Raw genomic sequence first — 15,718 nt, 5'->3', positions numbered from 1 at the left:
CTTGGTGAAAAATGACCTGACGCAATATTCAGGGTTTTCATGCTGCGCATAATAAAACCCAGCCGCCAGAGGATAGCCAAATGAATAAGTTGCTAGATCGTTTTCTTCATTATGTTTCTTTCGATACTCAATCTAAGCCCAATGTTAAACACACACCCAGCACCGACGGACAACTCAAACTGGCGCAGGCCCTGCGTAATGAACTGACTGAACTGGGTTTTTCTCAGGTTACGCTCAGTGATAAAGGCTGTGTGATGGCCACCTTACCGGGCAATGTCGCCTGGAAAGTGCCGGTGATCGGTTTTATTTCCCATCTGGACACCGCGCCGGATTTCACGGCGAAACATGTGAATCCACAGATTGTTGAGAATTACCGCGGCGGGGATATCGCGCTGGGTAATGGCGATGAAATATTATCTCCGGTGATGTTCCCGGTATTACATCAGCTTCTCGGCCATACGATTATTACCACCGACGGTAAAACGTTGCTGGGATCAGATGATAAATCCGGTATTGCGGAAATCATTACCGCGATGGTCCGGCTGAAAAATAGCAATATTCCACATGGCCCGGTGCGCATTGCCTTTACGCCTGATGAAGAAATCGGCAAAGGTGCGCAGAGTTTTGATATTCCTGCCTTTGGCGCGGAATGGGCTTACACCGTTGATGGCGGTGGCGTTGGGGAGCTGGAGTTTGAGAACTTTAACGCGGCGTCAGCCACCATAAAAATTGTCGGTAACAATGTGCATCCTGGCAGTGCCAAAGGTGTGATGGTCAATGCCCTGTCACTGGCAACCCGTTTCCACAACGAACTGCCTGCGGAAGAAACACCTGAACATACGGAAGGTTACGAAGGTTTTTATCACCTGACGACCATCAAGGGCAACGTTGAACGCGCAGAAATGCATTACATCATCCGTGACTTCGATAAAACGCAGTTCGAAGCGCGCAAACAAAAAATTATCGATATTGCGCACGTAGTGGGCAAAGGTCTGCACCGTGACTGCTATATCGAAGTCACGCTCGACGATCATTATTACAACATGCGCGACAAGGTGGCTAAGCACCCGCATATTATTGCGCTGGCGCAGCAGGCGATGAAAGATTGTGACATCGAGCCGGTCATGAAGCCAATCCGTGGCGGTACCGATGGCGCACAGCTTTCTTTCCGCGGTTTACCTTGTCCGAATATTTTTACCGGCGGCTATAATTTCCACGGTAAACATGAGTTTGTGACGCTCGAAGGAATGGAAAAAGCCGTTGCGGTGATTATGCGCATTGCGGAACTGACAGCGAAAGAAGCCGTGAAGCACTGACGGTTCAGGTGGCGACAAAAAAGGGGCGATGTCTGAAAACATCGCTCCTTTATTTTATTCGCGCAACACCGGTCAGTCGTTAAAGTACCAGTAACCGCTGTTGACCAGCGCAGACAGTAACGCGAGGAAGGATGGATCGTTCATGGCATCGCCGAGCATTTCTTTGGTCACGGTTTTATGGCGCGCAATGGCATCCACCGCGCCGATATGTTCCGTGGTCATGGCTTCCCCGTTGACGTAACAGGTATCGCCCACGCGCAGGACGCGCAGACCGCCCAGACGCTCCAGCGTTTCGCCCGATTCGAGCAGTTCATAAATTTCACCGGCCTGATAAGGCGGCTCCGGCGGTGCCAGATCCAGCTCATGACGCGACTGGGAAATAAACTCTCCGAACCAGCTGTTGAAGTGCGCCGGATTGCCAATTAAATCCAGCATCATGGAGCGCAGTTTATTCAGTTCAGCAGGCTGCACTTCGGCCGGATGTTCACGCTCAACCAGTTCCGGATCGCTGTAACGGTGGCTGCCCAGCTCACGTGAAAGGACATAATCGGCAAAACCGCTGACCATCTCACGGGCGTTTGGCGCACGGAAACCAACGGAATAGTTGAGGGAATTTTCCAGTGAATAGCCGTCATGCGGGAAGCCCGGCGGAATATAGACGATATCACCCGGTTCCAGTTCTTCATCGATAATGGCGTCGAACGGCTCTACCTGTAACAAATCAGGGTGCGGACAATGTTGTTTCATTGCAATTTTCTCGCCCACACGCCAGCGACGGCGACCTGTACCCTGAATGATAAATACGTCGTACTGATCCAGGTGCGGGCCTACGCCACCGCCAGGTACCGAGAAGGAAATCATTAAATCGTCCATGCGCCAGTCAGGAATGTGACGGAATGGCGTCATCAGATGAGAAGAGGGTTCATGCCAGTGATCGACGGCCTGCACCAGCACCGACCAGCCTGTTTCACCCAGATGATCGTAACTCTCAAAAGGTCCGTGGCTGACATTCCACTTGCCGTCCTGATTGCTCACCAGACGGCTGTCCACTTCATTCTCCATTGCCAGACCAGCCAGTTCGTCCGGGGAAATCGGGTCGACGAAATTTTTAAAGCCGCGCTTTAATACGACAGGACGCTTTTGCCAGTAACGCTGCAGGAAATCATTCCAGTCTAAGTCGAGTTGGTAATCCATAGTATTTCCCTTGCATTAAATGGAGGGTGATAAAGAAGAGGAGAGTCTGTAAATGATTATAACGGAAGGTGTTGCGGCTGAGTTGGGCAATTGCCAGCAAATTTCGCACTATGGCTAAGATTGCGCCGAAATTTGCTGGCAAAATGTTCGGGCAAAACATCACTCCAGTTCGATGCCTTGTTGCAGGCCAAAACAGACGCGCATGCTGGCACCGCCAAGCGGGCTGTCACCAATGATAATTTTGCCGTCGTACTGTTCGATGATGTCGTTGGCGAGCGATAACCCCAGACCTTGCCCCGGACGTAACGTATCGGCACGCTGACCGCGCTGGAAAATCACTTCGCGTTTGCTTTCCGGAATGCCCGGACCGTCGTCTTCAATCAGGATCACCAGCTGATTTTCGGTATGGACGGCGCTGATTTCGACAAACTCCAGGCAGTATTTGCAGGCGTTATCTATTACGTTACCCATCACTTCCATGAAGTCATTTTTTTCGCCCACAAAGGTAATTTCCGGCGAAATATCCACAGTGATCACCACGCCTTTACGCTGATAAACCTTATTCAGCGCCGAGCATAATCCGTCCAGGATCGCCGGGACGGAGTGAACTTCACGGATCAACAGGTTTTGTTCAGAACGCAATGTCGCGCGATGCAGATAATAGCCAATCTGCTGCGAGATGCGGCTGATTTGCTCAAGCATCACCGGCTCGGCATCCTCAATGGTCATCTGTTTACCATTGCGCAGTGCACGCAGGGTGGACTGCAAGACGGCCAGCGGTGTTTTCAGGCTGTGCGTCAGGTCGGCCAGCGTGGTGCGGTAACGGTCATAGCGACCACGCTCACCGTGCAGCAAAATATTCAGGTTACGCACCAGACCGCGCAGTTCCCGTGGCGGGTTTTCATCCAGCGATTCCCGTTCGTGGGTTTCCAGTTCAGCGACCTGATGAATCAGCTCTTTAATGGGCCGCAGGCTCCAGTAAGCTGCCAGCCATAACAACGGCACGACCAGCAGCAGATTCGCCAGTAAGACATAACTGAACCATTCCCAGACCAGATCTGAGCGCTGCAACTCCTGTGGAATAGTATCCACCACCACAATGTTCAGGGCTGGCAGGCGCGATGTCGCATTGTAGGTATTGACCGCAATGGAGTGGGTCATCGCGTTGGCGTCGGTATCGTCGTAATCCTTCAACTTATCCTGCGCCTGTGGGTTGTTACCCAGCACTTCGCTGCTGATTTGTGTGTCGGTATCGAGCTCATAGAAACCGGGTTTGTTCATCCACGCTTTATCGATATGCGCTTCGAGCTCAGGGATGCGGCGCTCGGCCCATAACAGTTTCCCTTCGGCATCGTAAATAAACACCAGCGTCGGCGTGTTGAGGTCGAGATCAGGCGGAACGTTGATAGTCAGCTTGCCGTCGCGCCACTGCGCAAGGCTGAAGAAGAGGTTACTTTCGCCGCGCAGCAGACGGTAAGCAGTTTTGTCGAAACTCACCATATAACCGACAACTGCCACCAGCCCGTAGGCCAGCGACAGGGTAAGTACTACCGCAGCGGTCGCCATCATAAAGCGGACGCGAAGGGAGAAGGGGTTGCGGGTACGACGTCCTTTCATGAAGCGTCCTTTGAACATGGCGATGATTATGGCCTGATGTCGAAACGGTAACCCTGACCGCGCACGGTCGTTATCACATCAACAGGATGTTCTGCCTGCAATTTTTTACGCAGACGTCCCATCAGAACATCGACGGTATGGCTCTCGCGCAGCTCGGCATCCGGATAAAGCTGAAGCATCAGAGAATCCTTGCTGACCACCTTTCCCGCATTGCGGATCAGTGTTTCGATAATCGTGTATTCGAAAGCGGTCAGTTTAATCGGTTGCTCATTGACGGTCAGTTCACGACGTGACAGATCAATCTGGAAAGGTTGCAGCGTGATCACCTGTGAGGCGAGACCGCTGTTACGGCGCATCAGCGCCTGCATGCGCGCCAGCACTTCTTCCAGATGGAAGGGTTTAGTGACGTAATCATCTGCACCGGCTTCCAGCACCGCAACTTTATCCTGCCAGCTTTCGCGGGCGGTAAGCACCAGAATCGGCAGATTGTTCTGATGGCTGCGCCAGCGGCGGATCAGGCTCAGGCCGTCTTCGCCTGGTAAACCAAGGTCAACAATGGCGATATCAGGCGCATGCTCATGCAGGAAATAGTCTGCTTCTTTGGCGTCTTCTGCCGCGTCGACCTGATGGCCCATTTCCCGCAACTGTACTGAGAGGTGATGACGTAACAGTGCATTATCTTCAATGACTAAAATCCGCATGGTAATTCCTTATCCTGACAGCGCGAAAAATGGTTTAAACATTCTGAGTGCGATTGTAAATGATTCAGAAATATTTTAATCAACCTCAGGTCAACGCAGGTGTGCCGAACATCAACAGAACCTAAACGAATTATAAACGGCTTTGGCGGAGGCGGCATAAAAAAAGGCGACCCGCAGGCCGCCTCGGGTACAACACCTTAAAAACTCACTTCAGTTCGTCAACCATGGTGGTGGCGCGACCGATGTAGTTGCCTGGTGTCATAGCTTTCAGACGTACTTTCTCGTCTTCCGGTAATTCGAGCGAATCGATAAATGCCTGCATGCCGGCAGCATCCACACGCTTGCCGCGCGTCAGTTCTTTCAGCTTCTCGTAAGGCTTTTCGATGCCGTAACGGCGCATCACGGTCTGGATTGGCTCCGCCAGCACTTCCCAGTTGTGATCCAGTTCGTTCGCCAGATTCGCTTCGTTGACTTCCAGTTTGCTGACGCCTTTCATGGTTGCCTGATAAGCAATCAGTGCGTAGCCCAGACCCACACCGAGGTTGCGCAGTACCGTGGAATCCGTCAGGTCGCGCTGCCAGCGGGAAACCGGCAATTTGCTGGCCAGATGCTGTAATACTGCATTGGACAGGCCGAGGTTACCTTCGGAGTTTTCGAAGTCGATCGGGTTTACTTTGTGCGGCATTGTGGACGAACCGATTTCGCCTGCGATGGTGCGCTGTTTGAAGTGGTTCAGGGCAATATAACCCCAGATGTCGCGGTCAAAGTCGATCAGGATAGTGTTGAAACGCGCCACACAGTCAAACAGTTCGGCAATGTAGTCATGCGGCTCGATCTGGGTGGTGTACGGATTCCAGGTAATACCCAGCGAGGTCACAAACTCTTCGCTGAACTGATGCCAGTTCACTTCCGGGTACGCGACAATGTGAGCATTATAGTTGCCGACCGCACCGTTGATTTTGCCGAGGATTTCGACGTTTTGCAGTTGCTTAAACTGACGGTCCATACGGTAAGCGACATTAGCCAGCTCTTTACCGATCGTGGATGGCGTCGCAGGCTGGCCGTGGGTGCGGGACAACAGCGGAATGTCACGGTATTTATGCGCCAGATCTTTCACGGCATCAATAATCTGCTTCCAGTACGGCAGCACCACGTCCTGACGTGCGGTTTGCAGCATCAGTGCGTGGGACAGGTTATTGATATCTTCAGAGGTACAGGCGAAGTGAATGAATTCAGACACCGCGTGCAGGGAAGGGATCGTGGCTACTTTTTCTTTCAGGAAATACTCAACCGCTTTGACATCATGGTTGGTGGTTTTTTCGATGTCTTTAATGCGCTGTGCGTCATTAACATCGAAATTTGCCACGATCTGGTCGAGGAAAGCGTTTGCGTCGGCATCAAAAGCAGGAACTTCCTTGATTTCTGCACAGGCTGCCAGTTTTTGCAGCCAACGTACTTCAACCTGCACACGGAATTTCAGCAGGCCAAATTCGCTGAAAATAGTACGCAGCGCGCTGACTTTATCACCGTAGCGTCCATCAACGGGGGAAACGGCGGTCAGTGAGGATAATTCCATCGGTAGCAACTCCTGGGATCTTATTAACAATGAGCGAGAATATTTTTCGCCTGTTCAAACAAGCGATTACGGGAAAACATCAGTTGCAGGCGGCCACCGCCGACCTGGTGCCACAGCACCGCTGAGCGGATGCCGGCCAGTAAAATGGCGCGGACCTTCGCCTGCACTTGCGAATTTTGCAAAATTGCCGGTGAACCGGTGACCTGAATACGCGGACCGGCCGGGCTGACCACGTCGACATAAATCGAGGCCAGAGAACTGATCATCGTTTCTGATTCCAGTTCAAAATGCGCGAGCTGGCGATCGAGCTGATCGATACGTTCACCGAGCTGATTCATAGCGGCTTTGTTGGCATAGAGCTTACGCTCCAGCACCATCAGGCTTAATGCGTAACGTGTTAACTCAGCGCCTGGCCCCTGACGGTTGGCGTTCAGTACGCCCAGCAACGTCTCGAGTCCCATCTTCAGATTGGCTTCATTATTACCGTACACCGCCAGCGTAGACGCCGGATTCATCTCCAGCAGGCTGCGCAGTGACACTGACATTTCTTCCTGTGAGCAATGACCTTCATGTGCCAGTTGCTGAACCAGGCGTGCTGCCTGACAGATCCCCGCCAACGCCAGCGTAATGTCATAATAATTTTTAGCCACGTTTACTCCTGTAAGCGTTTTTGAAACGATGAGACGCAGTGACAAAGAAAATAGCCCAAATTCATGGCGACAGATCATGCCATAAAACTGACCCTAAACACAGTTCGGAATCAGTGCAGGGCGTCACAGTCGGGCAGAAATAAAGCGGGACGCCCGAAAGCGTCCCGTATTTAATCACATATTGACTCAATATCAGGCCTGAAGCGGCAGACGCTGTTCAATCACGCCCCCGCCGAGACATACGTCGCCGAGATAAAACACCGCAGATTGACCCGGTGTGACGGCGGCAACCGGTGCATCGAAATGCACCTCGATGCGGTCATCACCGAGCGGCGTCACGACGCACGGTATATCTTCCTGACGGTAACGGGTTTTCACAGTGCAGGTGAGCGGGGCGGTCAGCGTTTTGCGATCGACCCAGTGCAGTTGCTGTGCAATCAGGCCCACTGACATCAGGCGCGGATGCTCGTGGCCTTGCGCGACGTAAAGAATGTTGTTTTCCACATCCTTCTCAACGGTGTACCACGGCTCTTCGCTGCCGTCTTTCTGCCCGCCGATACCCAGACCCTTACGCTGACCGAGTGTGTGATACATCAGACCCTGATGTTCGCCCATCACCTGACCGTCAACACTTTTGATCACGCCGGGTTGCGCCGGTAAATAGCGGCCAAGGAAATCACGGAATTTACGCTCACCGATGAAGCAGATCCCCGTGGAATCTTTTTTCTTCGCGGTGATCAAATCCAGCTCTTCGGCGATGCGGCGAACTTCCGGTTTTTCCAGTTCACCGACCGGGAACAGACTTTGTGCGACCTGTTCATGACCGAGCGTGTAGAGGAAATAGCTCTGATCTTTGTTGCCGTCAACGCCGCGCAGCAAATGGCTGACGCCGTCGATATCCTGGCGGCGAACGTAGTGACCGGTTGCGATGTAATCCGCGCCCAGATCTTCCGCCGCAAATTCCAGGAAGGCTTTAAATTTGATTTCTTTGTTGCACAGGATATCCGGGTTTGGCGTGCGTCCGGCTTTGTATTCCTCAAGGAATAATTCGAACACGTTGTCCCAGTATTCCGCCGCGAAATTCACGGTGTGCAGTTCAATACCCAGCTTGTCACACACGGCTTGCGCATCCGCAAGGTCAGTGGCTGCTGTGCAATATTCTTCGTCGTCATCCTCTTCCCAATTTTTCATGAAGAGGCCCTCAACCTGATAACCCTGCTGTTGCAGAAGGTACGCAGAGACAGAGGAATCGACACCGCCGGACATCCCGACGATCACTTTTTTCTGGCTGTTGTCAGACATAATAGTCCCGAAACACATGAATTAATTGCCCGGTACTGACGGTGTTTTTCTGATGCTTGTCCCACGAGGATGAAGGCCGCGCGTAACTAAAACACTTCAGAACCCGAACACCACAGAAACCCGGACAGAGAGGCACTGCTTTACTGCGATTTCACGCGAGGTAAATCGTGAAGCGCAAAATTTTATCACGTCAGGCCGGTTGCTGCATCGCTGATTCACCGCGTGGCAACCACCGGCAGGGGAGAGTTATTCCGGCAGGTTGAAATTGTGCAGAATTTCCAGAGGATAACGCGGCGATTGCTGATAACAGCGAATGCTTTCTGCCACCAGTGGCGATCGCAGTTGCGCAGAACCGATGATTTCTTCGGCGGTGACCCAACGGCACTGATCGATGTCATCGTCCTGAGGCGCTGTTTCCAGAATTTCAGGCAGATCAATCACAAAGGCGAAACGCAGGAAAGGCGTACCGTCCGGCGCCTGCCACTGATGCAATCCGAGGAAAGACTGCGGCTCGGCGTGGATGCCGGTTTCCTCATACAGCTCGCGTTTTGCCGCGCTGACTAAGGTTTCATCGGCTTCAAGATGACCGGCAGGCTGATTCCAGGTGACGTTGCCATGGATGATTTCTTCGACAACCAGAAACTTTCCCTGTGCCTGAACGATGCAGGCGACAGTAACGTGTGGTTTAAACATGTGGAATTTCCTTCCATTGGCCGGGTTGTAAATCGCCGAGGGTAAATTCGCCCATGCTGTAACGGATCAGACGCAGTGTCGGGAAGCCGACATGCGCCGTCATGCGGCGCACCTGACGGTTTCTTCCCTCGTATAACGTGATTTTCAACCACGTGGTCGGGATAGATTTACGTTCGCGGATCGGCGGATTACGGGCCCATAGCCATTCAGGTTCATCGACGATTTCCACACCAGCGGGCAGTGTTGGCCCGTCTTTGAGCGTAATGCCTGCACGCAATGCCTTGACCGCGGCGTCATCCGGTTCGCCCTCGACCTGGACAAAGTAAATCTTACCGGTGCGTTTACCCGGTTGGGTCAGCGCAGCCTGTAGTTTGCCATCGTTTGTCAGCACCAGTAAACCTTCGCTGTCCCGATCCAGACGGCCTGCGGCATAAACATCTGTTAATGAAATGTAATCTTTAAGTGTCGCCCGACCCGCCTCATCAGTGAATTGTGGCAGCACATCGAAGGGTTTATTGAAAAGAATCACCTTTACCGGCCCTTTTGGGGCAGATTGTTCTTTAGCAGGCCTTTTGCTGAAACGTTTAACGTTGTGATTTTTAAAAGATAGCGGGTTCATAGGCATTGAAGTTAGAGAGAATTAGCGCATTATACTTGAAAAATGTTTCGGATTGGCTAGCGAGAAATATTCGAGTAATATCGACCAGCATCTTACAAATTTTTAACAAAAATGCGCTCGAAGGAGAGGTTAATGGAAAGCAAAGTAGTGGTTCCGGCTGAAGGTAAAAAGATTACAGTAGACGCTCAGGGTAAACTGGTCATTCCTAATAATCCTGTTATCCCATTTATCGAAGGTGATGGCATCGGTGTTGACGTGACGCCGGCCATGATCAAAGTCGTTGATGCGGCTGTTGAGAAAGCCTATAAAGGCGAGCGTAAAATCTCCTGGATGGAAATCTATACCGGCGAGAAATCCGTAGAACTGTACGGCAAAGACGTCTGGTTGCCAGAAGAAACCCTCGATCTGATCCGTGATTATCGTGTTGCTATCAAAGGGCCACTGACTACGCCAGTTGGCGGCGGTATTCGCTCCCTGAACGTGGCACTTCGCCAGCAACTCGACCTGTACATCTGTCTGCGTCCGGTACGTTATTACACCGGTACACCAAGCCCGGTTAAACGTCCTGAAGATACCGACATGGTGATCTTCCGCGAAAACTCCGAAGATATCTACGCCGGTATTGAATGGAAAGCCGGTTCTGCTGAAGCGGATAAAGTGATCAAGTTCCTGCAAGACGAAATGGGCGTGAAGAAAATCCGTTTCCCACAAGATTGTGGTATCGGTATCAAACCTTGCTCCGAAGAAGGCACCAAACGTCTGGTTCGTGCGGCGATTGAATACACCATCACCAACGACCGTGATTCACTGACGCTGGTTCATAAAGGCAACATCATGAAGTTCACCGAAGGTGCCTTCAAGGACTGGGGCTACCAGCTGGCGCGTGAAGAGTTCGGTGGTGAGCTGATCGACGGCGGTCCTTGGGTGAAAATCAAGAACCCAAACAACGGCAAAGACATCATCATTAAAGACGTGATTGCCGATGCATTCCTGCAACAGATCCTGCTGCGTCCTGCTGAATACGACGTGATCGCCTGTATGAACCTGAACGGTGACTACATTTCCGACGCCCTGGCGGCGCAGGTTGGCGGCATCGGTATCGCACCGGGCGCTAACATCGGTTCTGATTGCGCGCTGTTTGAAGCTACTCACGGTACTGCACCGAAATATGCCGGTCAGGACAAAGTGAACCCGGGTTCAATCATCCTTTCCGCAGAAATGATGCTGCGTCATATGGAATGGTTCGAAGCCGCAGACCTGATCGTTAAAGGCATGGAAGGCGCTATCGCCAACAAAACTGTGACTTACGATTTCGAACGTCTGATGGAAGGCGCTAAGCTGCGCAAATGTAGCGAGTTTGCCGACGACATGATCGCAAATATGTAATCGCGAGATTGTTGCAGTAGACATCGGGGGCATCGCGCCCCCTTTGTTTTTCATCCTGCCTAAAATTCTTCTGCAAACCCAAACTGAAAACGCCTGTTTTAAATAGTCAGAACCACAAAACTTTCCTGCAGTCTTTGTCCATGAAAAATGAGAGCTATTTAATTAACAATTTGAACGATGAGCCTGATAAATAATGAGAACAGCGTTATTAATTTTTACATCGTTTTAAAACGATAAAATAGGAATACATGAGATTGTGAAAGCGAGTTTTCTGGCATAGATTTAAAAAGTATAATTAATCTCAAGGAACAACCATCATGTTTAAGCGTCGCACACTCCAGATTGCTCTGGCGGCGGTTATTTCTCTGACTGTGCTGTCAGCTCCCGTTTTTGCTAATCCCGGGAATGGGAATAGTAATGGTAACGGTAATAGCAACGGCAACGGCAATAGTAATGGTCACGCCAATAAAGGTCAGGAAAAGGGTAAATCATCCGAGCAAGCCGGGAATCGTAAGAATTATGGCAAGCCAGACCATGTCTCGTCAGATTTAAGCTTCTCTCGTGCCCGTTCACTTGCAGTAAACTATGGATTAACCGGATATCAGGCGCTACCGCCAGGAATCGCAAAAAACTTGATGCGTGGCAAACCTTTACCTCCGGGAATTGCCAAGAAAGCAGTTCCAGCCGCAATGCTGAACGAATTGCCGTATTATCCTGGTTATGAATGGCGAGCCGTGGGTGATGATTTAGTTCTGGTTGCCCTGAGTACGGCTATTGTCACTTCGATTATTAATGGCGTATTCGATTAAAATTGACATAGCATTGTTTAAGCCTCGCATTAGCGGGGCTTTTTATTGAAATAAATAGAAAGATGGCTATTGATGGAATTCCGTAAATACTTGTTGCTCCGGAATAACCAGAGATTCATCTCATCAGGGGATGTAACGGCCCTGATACTGTTTATTTAACTGCCGCAATCTGCTGTTTTTTGGCTTGTGCTGCGAGATGATGCCCGACAGCGCATCCTGCTACGGCGCCAAGTACAGCGTGATGCTTGAGATGACCGACTACACCTCCTGCCACAGCGCCTTTAAGGCATCCTTCTGCCTGAGCAAATGAACTCACTAACACCATGCTGAAAATAGCTGCACCCAACATCATTTTTTTCAACTGAATTCTCCCCAAATGAATAAATAGTGCTGTGGCAGAAAATGTCATAACGGCCCCCGCTTGTCATTTTTCTATCTGTAAGCAGGTACTGCCGCTGTTACTTCTCAGGTAAGACAAGCCGGTGACCGGCGGCCATGAGTGGGGATATCTCCGTTACATTTTCCTAAGCAGTTAACGGCTCATTGAACACAGGTTTACTTAAGAGAGAGTGCGGGGGCTTCACTTTTTTTAAGTCTGCTAAACTTATATTCAGTAACCGGCGGAGGTCTGTTTTCTCCGCTGTTTCCGGTTATTCTCCCCCCGTGAAGAAGGATGCCGCTATGACGCATCAAGAACAATTGCAGGCCCTGATGGTTCGCATTGACGCGCTGGAACAACGTGAAAGACAACTGACTTATGCTTCAAATGCTTATCAGGCGATTTTGACGACATTGCTGGGAACACTGGATAAACCGACCCGTGACCGGGTGATCAGCATGGTCGATCAGGCTCATGATGTGGCATATGCCAGAGCTAATCTGGAACAGAAAGGGAATATTCTGGGCGCTGATGACATCACCCAGCGCATTTTCTTATTTGCGCAGGGACGTGCGGCACAATCCAGGTAGTGACTGACGGATCGTTGATGAGTGAATCGTTGCCTGACAGGGCTGCGAGGTTTTGCTGTGTCGCACGATCAGCAACGCCGGTCGGCTTTTAGCATATTAATTGCCGCACCCAGCATGATACGACGCTGTACACCCGTCGCGCAGGCCAGTTGCTCATCGAGATAACCAATCAGCGCATCGGCACTCAGAGGTTCTCCTCTGTGGCGCATCTGAATGACGCCATCACCGATAATACGCGCCACTTCATCCCAAAGCGGTTGGATCTCACTTTCCGAGAATTTCATAACAGCTCCCGTTTGTGTGATTTACGTACAATCTATCATCTGGGCAGCGTGTGACAAGGGGGGCAATGGAAAGAAGGTCAGTGCGGAGCATTTGAAAAACCTCTCCCGGACAATCATTCGCCGCAAGGAGAGGCAGGCAGATTAATGCTTAATTACATACAAATCTTTGGTGTAAATATAATTAAGCAGGCTGTCGTTGAACCCCCCCACATACGGTTTGACCAGACGAGCGCTGACATAGTGATACAAAGGAATGACCGGTGACTGCTCGGTTAATACCTGTTCCGCCTGCTGATAGGCTTTGCCTACATCCGCTTTGTTCGTGGCTTTTAACGCGTCATCGAGTGCCTTATCGTAAGCAGCATTGCTGAATTTTGGCGTGTTCTCACTGTTACCCGTGTGCAGGGTATTCAGGAAAGTGGACGGCTCGTTATAGTCCGCAATCCACGCGTAACGCACCACTTCATATGTGCCCTGATGCATGGTATCCAGCATGGTTTTCCATTCCTGATTTTGTAACACAGCATCGACACCCAGATTCTTTTTCCACATTGACGCGGCGGCAATCGCAATGCGCTGATGCGCTTCAGAAGTGTTATACAGCAGATTGAATTTAAGCGGATGGTTCGGACCAAAACCTGCTTCTGTCAGCAGTTTTTTAGCTTCTTCGTTACGCTGTTCCTGGGTCAGACTGGCTTCTTTAGGTTTGGCGAAAGTAAAGCCGCCGGTGTTATCCGGAGAAAGATGCCAGGCTGGCGTTTGCCCCTGACCCATCACTTTATCGGCAATGATCGACTTATCAATCGCCAGATTCAGCGCTTTACGCACGCGAACATCATTAAATGGCGGCTTCTGGGTGTTCATCGCATAGTAATAAACGGCCAGATAAGGGCTGACATGAACTTGTGAACCCAGCTCTTTTTTCAGCGATGCAAACAGCGGGGAAGGGACGGTATAAGTAATGTCGATTTCACCGGCTTTATAGCGATTAACGTCCGCAGTACCCGAAGCGATCGGTAAATAAGTGACTTTATTGATGACGGTATGTGCGTTATCCCAGTAGTTCGGGTTGCGCACGGCAGTGATGCGTTCGTTGACCGTCCAGGTATCGAGTTTGAACGGACCGCTGCTGATCAGATTGCCTGGCTGAGTCCACTTATCGCCGTATTTCTCCACATCCGCCTGACTGATCGGGGAGAGCGAAGGGTGCGCCAGCATGCCGAGGAAATAGGAAAGCGGTTGATCAAGCGTAACTTCCAGCGTCTGCTTATCCAGCGCTTTGATGCCCAGTTGGTCAGCGGGCTTCTTGCCGTTGATGATGTCGCCGGCATTCAGCACATGCATGCTGCTCAGATAAGTTTCATAAGGTGAAGCGGTTTTCGGGTCGATCAGCCGTTGCCAGCTGAAAACGACATCCTGCGCGGTGACAGGAGAGCCGTCGGACCAGACGATCCCGGGGCGCAGATGGAAGACCCAGGTTTTGTTATCCTTAGTTTCCCAGCTAGCCGCGAGTGAAGGTTGTGCATTACCTTTACTATCGATAGTGACCAGTCCGGCAAAAAGATCGCTGAGTATATTGAATTCAACATCGCTTTCCACTTTGTGCGGGTCAAGCGAAGCGGGTTCGCTCCCGTTGTTACGGACAATTTCTTGTTTGGCTGCCAGCTCAACGCCTGCGGGAACAGTCGCAGCGCAGGTAGCGAAAGAAGCCATTAAGGAGCCGGAGAAAAGGAGCGCGAGAGGAAGTTTTTTGAAGCACCCATAAGTTTTACGTATCGTCATTGCCATTTCCTGCCCTGTCAATATGGTTAAATATCAATGAGTAACAGGGTATTCATACCGTTCTTCGAACACTTTAGCAATCGTTATGACATTTTTTGTCGCGCTGTGTGAATGCTGACACAAAGCTTCAGTAGTCAGCATTCTCGTGTGCAGGGATCCAGTAACCGTCGATAAAATCTTCAATGGGGTAACAGCCAGCCTGGCGTAAACCTTGCTGATGCATCGCGGCCATGCATTGTTTCTGAGTATTAAAGGCATCGATCACTAAGTCTTCACATCCTCCGCCCAGATAACAAATCGTCAAAACAAGTGCGAACATAGCGCATCTCCATTTTTGTCATCCTGTTAAGCATAGAACCATTATGCCCCTGACAACATCCGGCGCGGTGCGTTTGCTGCTTATTTGTCCGTCTTTGTCGGACGAAAAAATGCGAAGCGGCAGAAAAGAGAATTTCAGGAAAGGGCGTGATATCCTCGCGGCCATAATTTTTATGAATGACCGTTATGGAAGGAGCAGCGCATGTCCGAGTCTTTGAACAGAGAACAGGAAATCGAATCCGATCTGGTTGCATGCCAGCTGGTAATTAAACAAATTCTGGATGTGATTGAAATTATTGCGCCAGCCGAAGTGCGTGAGAAGATGTCTCATCAGTTGAAAAGCATTGATTTCAGCAAGCATCCTGCCGGAGCCGATCCTGTGACGAAGCGTGCTATCGAGAAGGCAATTTCACTGATCGAGTTGAAATTCACGAAGCACGATAGCTGATAAATGATTGTCATGTCTGCATCCGCAGGCATGACAATCAGCAGTGCGGTACAC

At 50.8% G+C, this 15,718-nt stretch carries 17 protein-coding genes; 5 read left to right on the top strand and 12 right to left on the bottom strand.

What is annotated here, in order from left to right:
* Positions 1 to 80: 80 nt before the first annotated feature.
* A complete protein-coding gene (gene pepT / locus RAHAQ2_RS14260; RefSeq protein WP_015697912.1) occupies positions 81 to 1,316 on the top strand; it encodes a peptidase T in 1,236 nt (411 codons plus the stop codon).
* Positions 1,317 to 1,388: 72 nt separating this feature from the next.
* On the opposite strand, the gene RAHAQ2_RS14255 is transcribed toward pepT, so the two are convergent.
* The 8 genes from RAHAQ2_RS14255 to rluE all read right to left on the bottom strand — a co-directional run bounded on the left by RAHAQ2_RS14255 (position 1,389) and on the right by rluE (position 9,668).
* Positions 1,389 to 2,510, bottom strand: coding sequence for a ribosomal protein uL16 3-hydroxylase (locus tag RAHAQ2_RS14255; protein ID WP_015697911.1), 1,122 nt, complete (start codon positions 2,508 to 2,510; stop codon positions 1,389 to 1,391).
* A 159-nt stretch (positions 2,511 to 2,669) separates the two neighbouring features.
* Positions 2,670 to 4,127 carry a two-component system sensor histidine kinase PhoQ gene (phoQ, locus tag RAHAQ2_RS14250; RefSeq protein ID WP_015697910.1) on the bottom strand — a complete coding sequence of 486 codons (1,458 nt, stop codon included), beginning with the start codon at positions 4,125 to 4,127 and terminating at the stop codon, positions 2,670 to 2,672.
* Between the two features lie 26 nt (positions 4,128 to 4,153).
* On the bottom strand, positions 4,154 to 4,828 hold the full coding sequence (gene phoP / locus RAHAQ2_RS14245; RefSeq protein WP_013576218.1) for a two-component system response regulator PhoP: 675 nt from the start codon (positions 4,826 to 4,828) through the stop codon (positions 4,154 to 4,156).
* Positions 4,829 to 5,033: 205 nt separating this feature from the next.
* On the bottom strand, positions 5,034 to 6,404 hold the full coding sequence (gene purB / locus RAHAQ2_RS14240) for an adenylosuccinate lyase (protein WP_015697909.1): 1,371 nt from the start codon (positions 6,402 to 6,404) through the stop codon (positions 5,034 to 5,036).
* A gap of 23 nt (positions 6,405 to 6,427) precedes the next feature.
* Positions 6,428 to 7,054 carry a high frequency lysogenization protein HflD gene (gene hflD / locus RAHAQ2_RS14235; RefSeq protein ID WP_015697908.1) on the bottom strand — a complete coding sequence of 209 codons (627 nt, stop codon included), beginning with the start codon at positions 7,052 to 7,054 and terminating at the stop codon, positions 6,428 to 6,430.
* 192 nt (positions 7,055 to 7,246) lie between these two features.
* Complete coding sequence (mnmA, locus tag RAHAQ2_RS14230; protein WP_015697907.1) at positions 7,247 to 8,356, bottom strand: tRNA 2-thiouridine(34) synthase MnmA; 1,110 nt, start codon at positions 8,354 to 8,356, stop codon at positions 7,247 to 7,249.
* A 246-nt stretch (positions 8,357 to 8,602) separates the two neighbouring features.
* Positions 8,603 to 9,049 carry an NUDIX hydrolase gene (locus tag RAHAQ2_RS14225; protein WP_015697906.1) on the bottom strand — a complete coding sequence of 149 codons (447 nt, stop codon included), beginning with the start codon at positions 9,047 to 9,049 and terminating at the stop codon, positions 8,603 to 8,605.
* Positions 9,042 to 9,668 (bottom strand): 23S rRNA pseudouridine(2457) synthase RluE, encoded by a 627-nt coding sequence (rluE, locus tag RAHAQ2_RS14220; RefSeq protein ID WP_015697905.1) that lies wholly within the window; start codon positions 9,666 to 9,668, stop codon positions 9,042 to 9,044. Before rluE ends, RAHAQ2_RS14225 begins: the two co-directional genes overlap by 8 nt.
* 132 nt (positions 9,669 to 9,800) lie before the next feature.
* Here rluE and icd point away from each other — a divergent pair, with 132 nt between their 5' ends.
* Together icd and RAHAQ2_RS14210 are read left to right on the top strand one after the other, a co-directional pair.
* A complete protein-coding gene (gene icd, locus RAHAQ2_RS14215; protein WP_015697904.1) occupies positions 9,801 to 11,054 on the top strand; it encodes an NADP-dependent isocitrate dehydrogenase in 1,254 nt (417 codons plus the stop codon).
* Positions 11,055 to 11,371: 317 nt separating this feature from the next.
* A complete protein-coding gene (locus tag RAHAQ2_RS14210; protein ID WP_015697903.1) occupies positions 11,372 to 11,863 on the top strand; it encodes an anti-virulence regulator CigR family protein in 492 nt (163 codons plus the stop codon).
* A gap of 151 nt (positions 11,864 to 12,014) precedes the next feature.
* On the opposite strand, the gene RAHAQ2_RS14205 is transcribed toward RAHAQ2_RS14210, so the two are convergent.
* Positions 12,015 to 12,215, bottom strand: a complete 201-nt coding sequence (locus RAHAQ2_RS14205) for a hypothetical protein (protein ID WP_148267160.1) — start codon at positions 12,213 to 12,215, stop codon at positions 12,015 to 12,017.
* 329 nt (positions 12,216 to 12,544) lie between these two features.
* Here RAHAQ2_RS14205 and RAHAQ2_RS14200 point away from each other — a divergent pair, with 329 nt between their 5' ends.
* Positions 12,545 to 12,832 carry a hypothetical protein gene (locus RAHAQ2_RS14200; protein WP_015697901.1) on the top strand — a complete coding sequence of 96 codons (288 nt, stop codon included), beginning with the start codon at positions 12,545 to 12,547 and terminating at the stop codon, positions 12,830 to 12,832.
* 68 nt (positions 12,833 to 12,900) lie between these two features.
* Here RAHAQ2_RS14200 and RAHAQ2_RS14195 read toward each other — a convergent pair whose 3' ends face one another.
* The 3 genes from RAHAQ2_RS14195 to RAHAQ2_RS14185 form a co-directional block, all read right to left on the bottom strand.
* Entirely contained in the window at positions 12,901 to 13,116 is a 216-nt protein-coding gene (locus tag RAHAQ2_RS14195; RefSeq protein WP_015697900.1) for a hypothetical protein, read from the bottom strand.
* Positions 13,117 to 13,257: 141 nt separating this feature from the next.
* Positions 13,258 to 14,898 (bottom strand): ABC transporter substrate-binding protein, encoded by a 1,641-nt coding sequence (locus RAHAQ2_RS14190; protein ID WP_015697899.1) that lies wholly within the window; start codon positions 14,896 to 14,898, stop codon positions 13,258 to 13,260.
* 127 nt (positions 14,899 to 15,025) lie between these two features.
* Positions 15,026 to 15,217 carry a YdfD/YebW family protein gene (locus RAHAQ2_RS14185; protein WP_015697898.1) on the bottom strand — a complete coding sequence of 64 codons (192 nt, stop codon included), beginning with the start codon at positions 15,215 to 15,217 and terminating at the stop codon, positions 15,026 to 15,028.
* Positions 15,218 to 15,418: 201 nt separating this feature from the next.
* Between RAHAQ2_RS14185 and RAHAQ2_RS14180 the strand changes: the two genes are divergently transcribed.
* A complete protein-coding gene (locus RAHAQ2_RS14180) occupies positions 15,419 to 15,664 on the top strand; it encodes a DUF2766 family protein (protein ID WP_015697897.1) in 246 nt (81 codons plus the stop codon).
* Positions 15,665 to 15,718: the final 54 nt, after the last annotated feature.

Source organism: Rahnella aquatilis CIP 78.65 = ATCC 33071, assembly GCF_000241955.1.
GTDB classification, from domain to species: domain Bacteria; phylum Pseudomonadota; class Gammaproteobacteria; order Enterobacterales; family Enterobacteriaceae; genus Rahnella; species Rahnella aquatilis.
Note: the sequence above shows the minus strand (reverse complement) of the source record. Positions and strands in the feature narration are given on the sequence as shown.